10 protein-coding genes and 1 tRNA gene are annotated in these 14,101 nt (G+C 68.9%); 10 read left to right on the top strand and 1 reads right to left on the bottom strand.

The genetic code is table 11. From position 1 onward, the window contains the following. Positions 1–3 precede the first annotated feature (3 nt). A complete protein-coding gene (rpmH, locus tag AB0B96_RS23985; protein WP_329088117.1) occupies positions 4–141 on the bottom strand; it encodes a 50S ribosomal protein L34 in 138 nt (45 codons plus the stop codon). Between the two features lie 533 nt (positions 142–674). Here rpmH and dnaA point away from each other — a divergent pair. The 10 genes from dnaA (at position 675) to AB0B96_RS24035 (ending at position 14,051) form a co-directional block, all read left to right on the top strand. After that, positions 675–2,417 carry a chromosomal replication initiator protein DnaA gene (gene dnaA, locus AB0B96_RS23990; RefSeq protein ID WP_350941867.1) on the top strand — a complete coding sequence of 581 codons (1,743 nt, stop codon included), beginning with the start codon at positions 675–677 and terminating at the stop codon, positions 2,415–2,417. Between the two features lie 575 nt (positions 2,418–2,992). After that, a complete protein-coding gene (gene dnaN / locus AB0B96_RS23995) occupies positions 2,993–4,132 on the top strand; it encodes a DNA polymerase III subunit beta (RefSeq protein ID WP_362901942.1) in 1,140 nt (379 codons plus the stop codon). A gap of 139 nt (positions 4,133–4,271) precedes the next feature. Next, positions 4,272–5,057, top strand: a complete 786-nt coding sequence (locus tag AB0B96_RS24000) for a 3-keto-5-aminohexanoate cleavage protein (RefSeq protein ID WP_362901944.1) — start codon at positions 4,272–4,274, stop codon at positions 5,055–5,057. A 31-nt stretch (positions 5,058–5,088) separates the two neighbouring features. Next, a complete protein-coding gene (gene gnd / locus AB0B96_RS24005; protein ID WP_362901946.1) occupies positions 5,089–6,033 on the top strand; it encodes a phosphogluconate dehydrogenase (NAD(+)-dependent, decarboxylating) in 945 nt (314 codons plus the stop codon). A 164-nt stretch (positions 6,034–6,197) separates the two neighbouring features. Beyond that, complete coding sequence (recF, locus tag AB0B96_RS24010) at positions 6,198–7,373, top strand: DNA replication/repair protein RecF (protein WP_350941874.1); 1,176 nt, start codon at positions 6,198–6,200, stop codon at positions 7,371–7,373. Then, positions 7,363–8,085 carry a DciA family protein gene (locus AB0B96_RS24015; RefSeq protein WP_362901949.1) on the top strand — a complete coding sequence of 241 codons (723 nt, stop codon included), beginning with the start codon at positions 7,363–7,365 and terminating at the stop codon, positions 8,083–8,085. Before recF ends, AB0B96_RS24015 begins: the two co-directional genes overlap by 11 nt. Positions 8,086–8,384: 299 nt before the next feature. Further along, positions 8,385–10,337 (top strand): DNA topoisomerase (ATP-hydrolyzing) subunit B, encoded by a 1,953-nt coding sequence (gene gyrB / locus AB0B96_RS24020; RefSeq protein WP_350941877.1) that lies wholly within the window; start codon positions 8,385–8,387, stop codon positions 10,335–10,337. A 31-nt stretch (positions 10,338–10,368) separates the two neighbouring features. After that, positions 10,369–12,918, top strand: a complete 2,550-nt coding sequence (gene gyrA, locus AB0B96_RS24025) for a DNA gyrase subunit A (RefSeq protein WP_362901952.1) — start codon at positions 10,369–10,371, stop codon at positions 12,916–12,918. 182 nt (positions 12,919–13,100) lie between these two features. Beyond that, entirely contained in the window at positions 13,101–13,835 is a 735-nt protein-coding gene (locus AB0B96_RS24030) for a DUF3566 domain-containing protein (RefSeq protein WP_362901954.1), read from the top strand. A gap of 142 nt (positions 13,836–13,977) precedes the next feature. After that, positions 13,978–14,051, top strand: a tRNA-Ile gene (locus AB0B96_RS24035). Positions 14,052–14,101 lie beyond the last annotated feature (50 nt).

Raw genomic sequence — 14,101 nt, forward strand, 5'->3', positions numbered from 1 at the left:
GCGTCAGGCGGAGATCTCGGCGCGGCCCTTGCGACGGCGAGCGGCAAGGATGGCGCGGCCGGCGCGGGTGCGCATGCGGAGCCGGAAGCCGTGGGTCTTCGCACGACGGCGGTTGTTCGGCTGGAAAGTACGCTTGCTCACGAGTGGGCTCCAGGCTCAAGACGCATCCCCAGCACATGGGGACGCTCGACAATGGCTGACCTGCCGGATGCGGGGCATGCGAAATAGCCGCCGCGTGACAAGCCGACCGTCGTACGTTACGGGTCAGGCGTGTCCCAGGTCAAACCAGAGGCTGTTTCCCAAGCACGCCCACACAGGTTATCCACGTTTCCACAGGCACGTTATCCACCGGCGCCTCGCCGTCCACAGGATGTGCGCTCCGTCCCCCTCGTACGCCACTAGGCTGTGGACAACGTCTTGTACACAGCTGTGGACAGGGCTACTGTCGGCCCTTCCAGACCCTCTCTCCGCTGCGAGGACGCGTCGGACCGCAGGTAACGGGCTGTGCACAGCCTGTGGATTCGATGTGGATTTCGTATGGCGCCCACGAAGGGGCCACGGGACTCCCGGCATGTGGACAACGACGAGATCCGGTGCGCCCGGCGGCCACCGTTGTGGATAAACAGATCGCGGTAGGCCAGCGGGGGCCGCGTCGGGAGGAGGGGAGCCGGACCATGGACGAAACGGACCTCAGCGCTGTCTGGGCGAGGGCTCTTGAGAACTCCCTGAACGAGAACGTCCCGTCCCAGCAGCGGGTCTGGCTCAACATGACCCGGCCCTTCGGCCTCATGAACGACACCGTGGTCCTCGCCGCCCCCACGGATTTCGCCAGAGATGTCCTGGAAAACAAACTTCGTCCGCTCATCAGCCAGGCGCTCTCCCAGGAGTTCGGCCGCCCGATGCGGGTGGCGGTCATGGTCGACCCCAGCGCGGCGGGCCCCGAGTCAGGGCTCACCCCCCGCCAGGACACTTATCCCCAGGCCCAGCCGCAGGGTTATACACAGCTCGGCGGGGCCCAGCAAGGTTATGCACAACCCTCTCAGGGCCAGCACCACGGGGGTTCCGGGCCGCAGCACCCCTATCCGGGGGGCAACCAGGCCTCGCAGTCGTCCACCGACTATCCACAGGCACAGGCGTTCTCCTATCCGTACCAGCAGGGCGAGGAGCCGCCCCAGCCGTACCTCCCCGCGGAGCCCTCGCAGAGCTCCTCGCAGGGGGAGCAGAGCCCCGGATACGGCCGTGGTTACAACCCCCAGCCGTCCCCGCCCCGGCCCGAGCCCGACTCCTTCGACCGCGGCGCGCCACCCGTGCCCGGCGCGGGCGGCGCCGGAGGGGTTCAGAACAGATGGGACGGGCGCGGGAGCAGGACGCAGGGCGAGCCGGCCCGGCTGAACCCGAAGTACACCTTCGAGACCTTCGTGATCGGCTCCAGCAACCGGTTCGCGCACGCGGCGGCGGTCGCGGTGGCCGAGGCGCCGGCCAAGGCGTACAACCCGCTGTTCATCTACGGTGACTCGGGCCTGGGCAAGACCCACCTGCTGCACGCGATCGGCCACTACGCCCAGAGCCTGTACGACGGCGCGCGGGTGAGATACGTGAGCTCGGAGGAGTTCACCAACGACTTCATCAACTCCATCCGCGACCACAAGGCCGACAACTTCCGTGGCCGCTACCGGGCGGTGGACATCCTGCTGGTGGACGACATCCAGTTCCTGGAGGGCAAGGAGCAGACGCAGGAGGAGTTCTTCCACACCTTCAACACCCTGCACAACTCCAACAAGCAGATCGTCATCTCCAGCGACCGGGCGCCGAAACAGCTGGTCACGCTGGAAGATCGGCTGCGCAACCGGTTCGAGTGGGGTCTGATCACCGACGTCCAGCCGCCCGAGTTGGAGACCCGGATCGCGATCCTGCGCAAGAAGGCGATCCAGGAAGGGCTGGCCGCGCCGCCCGAGGTGCTGGAGTACATCGCGAGCCGCATCTCCACCAACATCCGCGAGCTGGAGGGCGCCCTGATCAGGGTGACCGCGTTCGCGAGCCTGAACCGGCAGTCGGTGGACCTGCAGCTCACCGAGGTCGTGCTCAAGGACCTGATCACCGAGGACGCGGGCTCCGAGATAACGGTCGCCACGATCATGGCCTCCACCGCCGCCTACTTCGGCCTGTCGATCGACGACCTGTGCGGCGGGTCGCGCTCGCGGGTCCTGGTCACCGCCCGCCAGATCGCCATGTATCTGTGCAGGGAGCTCACCGACATGTCGCTGCCGAAGATCGGCCAGCAGTTCGGCGGCCGCGACCACACCACGGTCATGCACGCCGACCGGAAGATCCGCTCCCTGATGGCCGAGCGACGCTCGATCTACAACCAGGTCAACGAGCTGACGACCCGGATCAAGCAGCAGTCCCGCAATGGATGATGAGGTTTTTCACCCCGTGATGCACAGGCTGTGGAAAACCTTGTGGATCAACGGTTCGCGCGGGCCCCGGGAGCTCGGAGGCGCCGAACCATGATCATCCGGAAACCCGCTGGTCCGAACGCTGTTCGGCGTCTGTGGACAACTCTGGGGACAACCTGGGGACAACCTGGGGACAACTCGTGGATAACCTGGGGACGCCCTGTGGGGAGAGTTTTCCACAAGGACAAAACGACCTCCTACCCCGTGGATAACCTGGGGAAACCTCGTGGAAAACTTGGGGACAGAGGGCACCGAATCTGGGGACGGCCTGTGTGTACTCCGGAGTTCTCCCCAGCCCCAAGAGTTGTCCACAGCGGCCACCCACAACCCCGGTGGATGAAAAAACAGCACTTGACCTGCGGAAACAACGGCTTTCCACAGTATCCACAGCCCCTAATACGAAGGCCACTTGTATCTCTAACTAGGAAACCCAAGAGCCATAAGAGGGGTTCCGAGGGAGCGCGGGTGCGCGAGAGTGAACACTTCAACCCCAGGCACCGAGCGGATGGCGCTCGACACACAGGAGGCGGATCCACGTGATGTTCCGGGTCGACCGAGACGTGCTCGCTGAGGCGGTCGCATGGACGGCGCGCAGCCTGCCCGCGCGTCCCTCCGTGCCGGTGCTGGCCGGCATGCGTCTTGAGGTCACGGAGGACGGGCAGCTCAAGCTCTCGGGCTTCGACTACGAGGTCTCCGCGGAGGTGACCCTCGAACTGCAGACGGGCGAGGCGGGCGTGGTGCTCGTCTCGGGCAGGCTCCTGGCCGAGATCACCAGGGCGCTTCCCGCACAGCCTGTGGATCTCGTGGTGGAGGGCGCGAAGGCCGTCGTCACCTGTGGCAGCGCCCGCTTCACCCTGCTCACCATGCCTGTGGAGGACTACCCCTCCCTGCCCACCATGCCCCCCGCCGCGGGACGGATCGGCAGCGACGTGTTCGCCTCGGCCGTCGGCCAGGTCGCCGTGGCCGCGGGCAAGGACGACACCCTGCCGATGCTCACCGGCGTACGCGTGGAGATCGAGGGTGACACGGTCACCCTCGCGGCGACCGACCGCTACCGCCTCGCCGTACGCGAGCTGAAGTGGCAGCCGGGCCAGCCCGACTTCTCGGCCATCGCGATGATCCCCGGCAGGACCCTCGCCGACACGGCCAAGGCCCTGGGCGGCACCGGGGCCGAGGTCGAGATCGCGCTGAGCTCGGCCGGCGGCACCGGCGAGGGCATGATCGGCTTCTCCAGCGCGGGACGCCGCACCACCACCCGGCTGCTCGACCCCGAGTTCCCCAAGTACCGCTCGCTGCTGCCGACGGAGTTCTCCGCCCGCGCCGAGCTGCCGACGGCCGCCTTCGTCGAGGCCGTCAAGCGCGTGGCCCTGGTCGCCGAGCGCAACACGCCCGTACGGCTGGCCTTCCGCGGCGACGAGGTCGTCCTGGAGGCGGGCAGCGGCGACGAGGCACAGGCGGTCGAGGTGCTCCCCGTCGACTTCGAGGGCGACGACATCAACATCGCCTTCAACCACCAGTTCCTGCTCGAAGGGCTCGGCGCGATCGACTCCGACGTGGCCCGCCTGCAGATGACCACGTCCACCAAGCCCGCCATCCTCACCGGGGGCAAACCCACGGACGACGGGAGTGTTCCCGACTACCGCTACCTGATCATGCCCATCCGCCTGTCCAGCTGATGCCCGCCCACCCGACGGGGGCCCGCGAAGGCCGGGCACGGCGGATCCCTCCTCCACAGGCCATGGGACGGACCGGGAAAAGGATCTCGCGGCGGCACCGGAGACCGGCGGGGAACGCGACCCCGGGGTGGACACAACGGTGGACACGGTGACGGGTGGGGACCCGGGACCGTCCGGCGGGGCCGGAGGGGGAGCGACGTGGCTCAAGGCGTGCCTGAACGGCGCCAGGAGGCCCGGCGAGCACCCGGCCCTTCCCCTGAGCCCTCTGGAGCTCGCTGAGGCGGCCCGTGAGGCTCGTGGGGCGGGTGCGGACGCCGTTCACATACATCCGCGCGACGAGGCGGGCAGCGAGTCGCTCAGCGCCGCGCACATCGGGGCGGCCGTGCGCGCCGTACGCGAGGCGTGCCCCGGTCTCCCCGTCGGGGTGAGCACAGGGCTGTGGATAACCGGCTGGGATGTGGACGCGCGGCGCGAGGCCGTGCGCGGCTGGGCCGGGCTCGCCCCGGGCGAGCTGCCGGACTTCGCGTCGGCGAACCTCTCCGAGCCCGGATTCGAGGCCCTGTGGCACGACCTGCGGCGGCTCGGCGTCGACGTGGAGGCGGGGGTCTGGTCGGTGGAGGACGCCGACGCCCTCGCCGCGACCGGCCTGGAGTGCGCGCGGGTGCTCGTCGAGATCATCGGCGGTTCCGCGGACACCGCCGTCCCACGGGCGCGTGCCATCCTGGTTCGTCTCGCCGAACTCGGCGTCCCAGGCCCGAGGCTGCTCCACGGGGAGGGGGACCCGACCTGGATTCTCCTGGACGAGGCGGGGCAGGCTGGACTCGCCACGCGTATCGGCCTGGAGGACGTTCTCCACAGCCCTGTGGGTGGCCCTGTCGGCGGGAACGCCGAGCTGGTAAGACTTGCGCGGGCGCGCTTGGCGTAGGTGAACACGAAACCCTGAAGGGGGTGCTCGTATGCAGATCGGCATGGTCGGGCTGGGCAAGATGGGCGGCAACATGGCTGAGCGCCTGCGCCGAGGAGGTCACGACGTCGTCGGATACGACCGTGATCCCGAGGTCAGCGACGTCGCCGACCTGGAGGAGCTCGTGGAGCGGCTCCAGGCGCCGCGCACCGTGTGGGTCATGGTGCCCTCCGGTGAGCCGACCAGGGCGACGGTCAGGGCACTCGGCGACCTGTTGTCACCCGGCGACATCCTCGTCGACGGCGGCAACTCGCACTACGTCGACGACCAGAAGCACGGCGCCGAGCTCTCGGCCAAGGGCATCGGTTTCGTCGACTGCGGCGTGAGCGGCGGCGTCTGGGGATTGCAGAACGGCTACGCGCTCATGGTCGGCGGCGACAAGGCCGAGGTGGAGCGGGTCATGCCGATCTTCGAGACCCTCAAGCCGGAGGGCGACGACGGTTTCGTCCACGCGGGCACGGTCGGCGCCGGCCACTTCGCCAAGATGGTCCACAACGGCATCGAGTACGGCATGATGCAGGCGTTCGCCGAGGGCTGGGAGCTGCTTCAGGCCTCCGACATCGTGACCGACGCGGCCGGCTCGTTCAAGAGCTGGCGGCAGGGCACCGTCATCCGCTCCTGGCTGCTGGACCTGATGGTCCGCGCGCTGGAGGAGGACCCGACCCTGGCCGAGCTGGAGGGCTACGCGCAGGACTCGGGCGAGGGCCGCTGGGCGGTGCAGGCCGCCGTGGAGCTGGCGGTCCCGCTGCCGGTCATCACCGCCGCCCTGTACGCCAGGTTCGCCTCCCGCCAGGACGACTCGCCGGCGATGAAGGTCGTCGCGGCCCTGCGCAACCAGTTCGGCGGCCACGCGGTCACCTCCAAGGCGGGCGCGACCGAGAAGGGCGCGGACTCCCCCGGCGCCGACGTCACGCCCCCGGTCGAGACGGCCGGATAGCCAGGCCGGCCCGGCATCGGCCCACTGCCGGTCCACTGCGGGCCCTCTGCAGGACCATCCTCGGTCCACCGTCGGCGGCTCGCGCCATGACCTTTTTCACTGGGTGCGAGCCGTACGGGCACGGGAGGCCGCGGTGACGGACGAGGCCGACTAATCTTCCTGGGGTGCATGTCGCCCATCTCTCCCTCACCGACTTCCGGTCCTACGAGAACGTCGACCTCGGCATGGAGCCGGGGGTCACGGCCTTCGTCGGACCCAACGGCATGGGGAAGACCAACCTCGTCGAGGCGCTGGGTTACGTGGCGACGCAGGCCAGCCACCGGGTCGCCAACGACGGGCCGCTGGTCAGGCAGGGTGCGGCGCGGGCGGTCGTCCGCTCGTCGGTGGTACGCGACGACCGGCGCGCGCTGATCGAGCTGGAGATCAACCCGGGCAGGGCCAACCGGGCCAGGCTGAACCGTTCCCCGGTCCCCCGTCCCCGCGAGGTCGTCGGCCTGTTGCGCACGGTCCTGTTCGCCCCCGAGGACCTCGCCATGGTCAAGGGCGATCCCTCGGAGCGGCGCCGGTTCCTCGACGACCTCCTGGTGGCCAGGACGCCCAGGTTCGCGGGGGTGCGCGCCGACTACGACCGGGTGCTCAAGCAGCGCGGCGCCCTGCTGCGCACCGCCGCGCAGGCCAGGAGGGGCCGGGGCAGGAGCACGCGGCGGGCGGAGAGCGACGCGGCGTTCGCCGAGGCGGGGGCGGGAGACCCGCTGAGCACCCTGGAGGTCTGGGACGCCCACCTGGCCACGCACGGCGCCGAGCTGCTCGCGGCCAGGCTGGAGCTGGTCGAGACGCTGCGCCCGCTCGTCGCCGCCTCGTACGCCTCCCTCGCGCCGGACTCCGCGGCCGCCGCGCTGGAATACCGGGGCACCCTGGCCGCGGACGCCGGGACCGATCGCACCGAGCTGGCCAAACGGCTGCGCGCCGGCCTGCTGGAGGTCCGGGCCTCGGAGCTGGAACGCGGTGTCACCCTCGTCGGCCCGCACCGCGACGACCTGTTCCTCGGCCTGGGTGAGCTGCCCGCGCGCGGCTACGCCAGCCACGGCGAGTCGTGGTCGTTCGCGCTGGCGCTCAGACTGGCCGCCTACGACCTGCTCAGGGCCGACGGCGGCGATCCGGTCCTCATCCTCGACGACGTCTTCGCCGAGCTGGACAGCAGGCGCAGGCGCCGCCTGGCCGAGATGGTCGCCCCCGCCGAGCAGGTTCTGATCACCGCGGCGGTGTCCGACGACGTGCCCGCCGAGCTGGCCGGAGGCCGTTTCGACGTGACCGAGGGAGGCGTGGCCCGTGTCCGATGACGCAGGGGAGCGCGCGAGCGGCCCGGTGCCCGTGCCGCGGGCCCCGGAGCCGAGGGGGCGCGCGGCGGCGGGGGAAGGCCGGGAGCGGGGCGGCGCGCGCCGGGCGGCCGGGCCCGCCCCGGGTTCGCGGGGCCCGGCGGACCCGGTCGGTAAGGGCCCGGCGGGCTCGGCCGGTAAAGGCTCGGCGGGCACGGGTGCGGACGGGGCGGCCGCAGGGTCCGCGAGGAGCGCGGCGGCCAAGGGGGCCGCGCTGGCGAGGGAGAAGCTCGCCCAGGCCAAGTCGGACGCCGCCAGACGGGGGCAGCTGCCCCGCCGAGAGCCGCGGCGCAGGGCGTCGGGGGCGCGCAGGGACGCCGGCGACCCCCAGCTCCTCGGCAGGGCGATCGCGGACCTGCTGTCGGACCGAGGCTGGGAGCAGCCCGCCGCGATCGGCGGCGTCTTCGGCCGCTGGCCCGAGATCGTCGGCGCCGACATGGCGGCCCACACCAAACCGGAGACCTTCGCCGACGGCGAGGTCGTGGTGGTCGCCGACTCCACCGCATGGGCCACCCAGGTCCGTCTCCTGGCGAGGACGCTCGTCCGGAGGTTGAACGAGGAACTCGGGGACGGAACGGTACAAAAGGTAAAGGTTCGCGGCCCGCAGAACGGTCCCCGCTCCAGTGGCGGTCTGCGTGTCACCGGGAGCCGCGGTCCGGGCGACACGTACGGCTGACACGGGCCTGAAAAACGGATCAGCGGCTCTTCTGGCGCGACGAACCCCCTCCGCGTAGGGGGATGTCCAAGACGATGATCGTCGCGCGACAGGCCATTCCAGAGGCTGTCAATGCCACATGATGTGTTCTGAGCCGCTAGAATGAAATCGAATTCCGGACACGTCCGTTTGCGTGCCACCCCCCGGCGAGCATGTCGGCTCCCCTGGGTGAGCGCATCGGGGCATTCACGACGGTGACGGGCACGGCGGGGCTACATCTTGTCTCCCTGCCGCGTGTCCGCGGCAGGAGGATTTCGCACTTGTCCTACGACGCTAGCTCAATCACCGTTCTCGAAGGGCTTGAGGCGGTCCGTAAGCGCCCCGGTATGTACATCGGCTCGACCGGCGAGCGCGGTCTGCACCACCTCGTCTACGAGGTCGTCGACAACTCCGTCGACGAGGCCCTGGCCGGGCACGCCGACCGGATCGAGGTCACCCTGCTCGCCGACAACGGCGTTCGGGTCGTCGACAACGGCCGTGGCATCCCCGTCGGCATCGTCCCCGGTGAGAACCGTCCCGCGGTCGAGGTCGTCCTCACCGTGCTGCACGCGGGGGGCAAGTTCGACGACAAGTCGTACGCGGTCTCCGGCGGACTGCACGGCGTGGGTGTCTCCGTCGTCAACGCCCTGTCCAGCAAGCTCGACGTGGAGATCCGCACCGACGGGCACTACTGGCGGCAGAGTTATGTCGAGAGCAGGCCCACCGCGCCCCTGGCGAAGGGGGAGAAGACCGACTCGACCGGCACCTCGATCACCTTCTGGGCCGACGGGAGCATCTTCGAGACCACGACCTGGCACTTCGAGACCCTCGCGCGTCGCTTCCAGGAGATGGCCTTCCTCAACAAGGGCCTGACGATCTCGATCAGGGACGAGCGCCCCGATTTCGTCGACGGAGAGGAGGGGGAGCCCCGGGAGGTCACCTACCACTACGAGGGCGGCCTGTCCGACTTCGTCAAGCACCTCAACTCCAAGAAGGAGCCGGCCCACCTCTCGGTGATCGACTTCGAGGCGCAGGGTGAGGGCATCGCCGTCGAGATCGCGATGCAGTGGAACAACTCCTACAGCGAGTCGGTCTACACCTTCGCCAACACGATCAACACCGCCGAGGGCGGCACCCACGAGGAGGGCTTCCGCGCGGCGCTGACGTCCATCGTCAACCGCTACGCGCGCGAGCAGAAGTTCCTCAAGGAGGGCAAGGACGACAACCTCGCGGGAGAGGACATCCGCGAGGGGCTCACCGCGATCATCTCGGTGAAGCTGACAGACCCCCAGTTCGAGGGACAGACCAAGACGAAGCTGGGTAACACCGAGGCGAAGTCGTTCGTCCAGAAGGCCTGCAACGACCACCTGCGCGACTGGTTCGAGCGCAACCCCGGCGAGGCCAAGGACATCATCACGAAGTCCCTGCAGGCCTCCCGCGCCCGCCTCGCGGCCCGTCAGGCCCGCGACCTGACCCGGCGCAAGTCGCTGCTGGAGTCGGGCTCAGGGCTGCCCGGCAAGCTGGCCGACTGCCAGTGGAGCGATCCGGAGAAGTGCGAGCTGTACATCGTCGAGGGTGACTCGGCGGGCGGCTCGGCCAAGGGCGGCCGCGACTCCAAGTTCCAGGCGATCCTCCCGATCCGCGGCAAGATCCTCAACGTCGAGAAGGCCCGGATCGACAAGGTCCTGCAGAACAACGAGGTCCAGGCGCTGATCACCGCCATGGGCACGGGCGTGCACGACGAGTTCGACATCACCAAGCTCCGCTACCACAAGCTCATCCTGATGGCGGACGCCGACGTCGACGGCCAGCACATCACGACGCTGCTGCTCACCCTGCTGTTCCGCTTCATGCGGCCCCTGATCGAGGCCGGGCACGTCTACCTCTCCCAGCCGCCCCTCTACAAGATCAAGTGGGACAGGAAGGGCGAGGACGCCTCCTACGCCTACTCCGACCGCGAGCGTGACGCGGTCATCCAGGCCGGTATCGACGCGGGCAAGCCCGACCCCCGGCCGCGCGACAACGTGCAGCGCTTCAAGGGACTGGGCGAGATGAACGCGGGCCAGCTCTGGGAGACGACCATGAACCCCGACACCCGCCTTCTCCTCCAGGTCACCCTCGACGACGCGGCCCAGGCCGACGAGCTGTTCAGCGTGCTCATGGGTGAGGACGTCGAAGCCCGTCGTTCCTTCATCATTAGGAACGCCCGGGATGTCCGTTTCCTCGACGTGTAGCGGTAGCCGTACCAGAAAAGGATCCTGACCTGTGACGGAAGTCAACACTCCGCCCGGCCCTCCGACCGACCGCGTCGAGCCGGTCGACATCCAGTCCGAGATGCAGCGCAGCTACATGGACTACGCGATGTCGGTCATCGTCTCGCGTGCGCTGCCGGACGTCCGCGACGGCCTCAAGCCGGTGCACCGCCGCGTGCTGTACGCCATGTACGACGGCGGTTACCGGCCCGACCGCGGCTACTTCAAGTGCTCCCGCGTCGTCGGTGACGTCATGGGCTCCTACCACCCGCACGGTGACACGTCGATCTACGCGACCGTGGTGCGGATGGCGCAGCCCTGGTCGCTGCGCTACACGCTGGTCGACGGGCAGGGTAACTTCGGTTCCCCGGGCAACGACCCGCCGGCGGCGATGCGCTACACCGAGTGCAAGCTCGCGCCCATCGCGATGGAGATGCTGCGCGACATCGACAAGGACACCGTCGACGTCGTCCCCAACTACGACGGGCGCTCCCAGGAGCCCCTCGTCCTGCCCTCGCGCTTCCCCAACCTGCTGGTCAACGGGGCGGCGGGCATCGCGGTCGGCATGGCCACCAACATCCCGCCGCACAACCTGCGGGAGGTGGCGAGCGGTGTCGTCTGGTGCCTGCAGAATCCCGACGCCGACGACGAGGAGCTCCTCGAGGCGCTGATCGCCCGCGTCAAGGGGCCCGACTTCCCCACCGGCGCGCTGATCGTGGGCAGGCGCGGCATCGACGACGCGTACCGCACCGGTCGCGGCTCGATCACCATGCGGGCGATCGTCGAGGTCGAGGAGGACGCCAAGGGCCGCCAGTGCCTCGTCGTCACCGAGCTTCCGTACCAGGTCAACCCGGACAACCTCGCGCTGACCATCGCCGAGGCGGTGAAGGACGGCAGGATCAGCGGCATCGCCGACGTCCGCGACGAGAGCTCCTCGCGGGTGGGCCAGCGTCTGGTGATCGTGCTCAAGCGCGACGCGGTCGCCAAGGTCGTGCTGAACAACCTCTTCAAGCACACCCAGCTGCAGACCACCTTCGGCGCCAACATGCTGGCCCTGGTCGACGGCGTGCCGCGCACGCTCAGGCTCGACCAGTTCGTCCGCCACTACGTGGCGCACCAGATCGACGTCGTGGTCCGCAGGACCCGATACCTTCTGCGCAAGGCCGAGGAGCGGGCACACATCCTGCGCGCGCTGCTCAAGGCCCTGGAGCGGATGGACGAGGTCATCGCCCTGATCCGCCGGTCGCCCTCGGCGTCCGCGGCGCAGGGGGGCCTGATGGCGCTGCTGGAGATCGACGAGATCCAGGCGCAGGCCATCCTCGACATGCAGCTGCGCAAGCTGGCCGCCCTGGAGCGCCAGCAGATCACCGACGAGTACGACGCGCTGATGGCGCAGATCACCGAGTATCAGGCGATCCTCGCCTCGCCCGAGCGGCAGCGCTCGATCGTCCAGGAGGAGCTCACCGAGCTCACCGGGCGGTACGGCGACGACCGCAAGACCGAGATCATCGCCTACGAGGGCGACATGTCGATCGAGGACCTCCTGGCCGAGGAGGACATGGTCGTCACGATCACCCGCGGTGGCTACGCCAAGCGAACCAACACGGACCTTTACCGGGCGCAGAAGCGCGGCGGCAAGGGCGTGCGGGGCGCGCAGCTGCGCCAGGACGACATCGTCGACCACTTCTTCGTCACCACGACGCACCACTGGCTGCTGTTCTTCACCAACAAGGGCCGTGTTTACCGGGTCAAGGCGTACGAACTGCCCGACTCCGGCCGCGACGCGCGCGGGCAGCACCTGGCGAACCTGCTGGCCATGCAGCCGGACGAGGTCGTGATGGAGGTCCTCGACCTGCGCGACTACGAGGTCGCCCCGTACCTCGTGCTCGCCACCCGCAGCGGCCTGGTGAAGAAGACGCGCCTTTCCGAGTACGACTCGCCGCGCACGGGTGGTCTCATCGCGATCAATTTGCGCGAAGATGACGAAGTGATCGCTGCCAGGCTGGTGTCGGAGGACGACGATCTTCTCCTCGTCTCGCGCGGCGCCCAGTCCATCCGCTTCACGGCGTCCGACGAGGCCATGCGCCCGATGGGCAGGGCGACGAGCGGAGTGATCGGCATGCGATTCCTCGACGGGGACGAGCTCCTCGCGATGAACCGGATCGCCGACGGCGACAACGTTCTCGTTGCGACCGAGGGCGGATACGCCAAGCGCACCCCCGTGGATCAGTACCCTCTTCAGGGAAGGGGCGGAAAGGGAGTCCTGACCGCCAAGATCGTAAGCGCCCGTGGCAAGCTGGTTGGCGCGGTCATGGTCAGACCCGAGGACGAGGTTTTCGCCATCACGTCCGCCGGAGGGGTTATCCGGACGAGTGCCGGGGAGATCAAGCAGTCTGGCCGCCAGACGATGGGGGTTCGGCTGATGAATCTGGCGGAGGGGGACAGCGTCGTGGCGCTGGCCCGCAATGCGGAGGCGCTGGAGACCGGGGAGAACCCGGTGACCGGGGAAGGCGCCGAGACGCAGGTGGAGACCGGTGAGAACGGGGAAGGGGAGAATCCGTGAATGCTCAGGGCAAGCCGGGATCGCGCCCCGCCTCCTCGTCGACACGCGATCAGGCGACGGAGAAGATGGACAAGATCGCTGGAACGAAGGACGTCGAGGCGGCCTCGTCACCGGTTAACGGTAGCGTGCCCGCGCCGGAAACCGATGGATCGGTATCCGACAATCGCAAGGGCAGGCCAAAAGTGACGACGACAGAGGACGGCAAGCAGGCCGACACCACGGTGCGGATCCGTCCAAGCGGATCTCCACCACCATCCGCGCCACCGCAGTCCTCACATCCGCAGGGAGGGCAGCAGGGGCGTTCCTCCTCCGCGCCCTCGCCCGGGGGACAGCAGGGCCGTCCCCCGTCGGCCCCGCCGACGTCCCCAACCGGCGGGCAGCAAGGGCGTTCTCCGTCCGCCCCGCCGCCGGGACAGCAGAGCCGGCCGTCGGCCGGGCAGCAGAACAACCGGGCCTCGTGGTCGCCCGGCAGCCTGTCGTCGCCCCAGGCCCCGGCCGACGCGGCCGACAGGAAGGCCGCGGACGTCGGCGGCCCGAGGTCGCCCCGCAAGGCGCATCTCGTGTTGCGCAGGATCGAGCCGTGGTCGGCGATGAAGTTCAGCTTCGTCGTGTCGCTGGTCTGCTTCGTGGTGCTGTTCATCGCGGTCGCGGCCCTCTACATGGTGCTGTCCAGCCTCGGGGTGTTCGAGAACATCATCCAGACGGTCACCCAGCTCACGACGGCCGACGGCAACGCGACCAACGGCGTGGACATCGCCTCCTGGTTCGAGCCGGTCCGCATCCTGGGCTACACCGCCCTGATCGGCGCGGTGAACGTCGTGCTGATCACCGCTCTCGCCACCCTCGGCGCTGTGATCTACAACATCGCCTCCGACCTGGTCGGTGGCGTGGAGGTCACCTTCAGCGAGGCCGAGTAGTCGTCCTGCCGAGTGTCCCCGCCCTCTTTCCGGGGCGGGGACATGGCGCGAGCAGGTGCCGAAACAGGGTAAGCTTTTCCCTGTTCGAGCGAACGGGTTCGTCTCCGCCACATGGATACGAGACCGTTCGTCTGTGTGATGAGGGGCTATAGCTCAGACGGTTAGAGCGCTTCCCTGATAAGGAAGAGGTCCCAGGTTCAAGTCCTGGTAGCCCCACCCAGCTCAGAGGCCATTTCCCGGCAGGGAAGTGGCCTTTTTTGATCTTC

This window comes from Streptosporangium sp. NPDC049046, from assembly GCF_040649155.1.
Lineage (GTDB): Bacteria > Actinomycetota > Actinomycetes > Streptosporangiales > Streptosporangiaceae > Streptosporangium.

What these genes read in the sequence shown, in the direction of transcription:
- gnd (WP_362901946.1), top strand. Translation starts at nt 5,089, where the DNA reads ATGCAGATCGGCATGGTCGGGCTGGGCAAGATGGGCGGCAACATGGCT.
- dnaA (WP_350941867.1), top strand. Translation starts at nt 675, where the DNA reads ATGGACGAAACGGACCTCAGCGCTGTCTGGGCGAGGGCTCTTGAGAAC.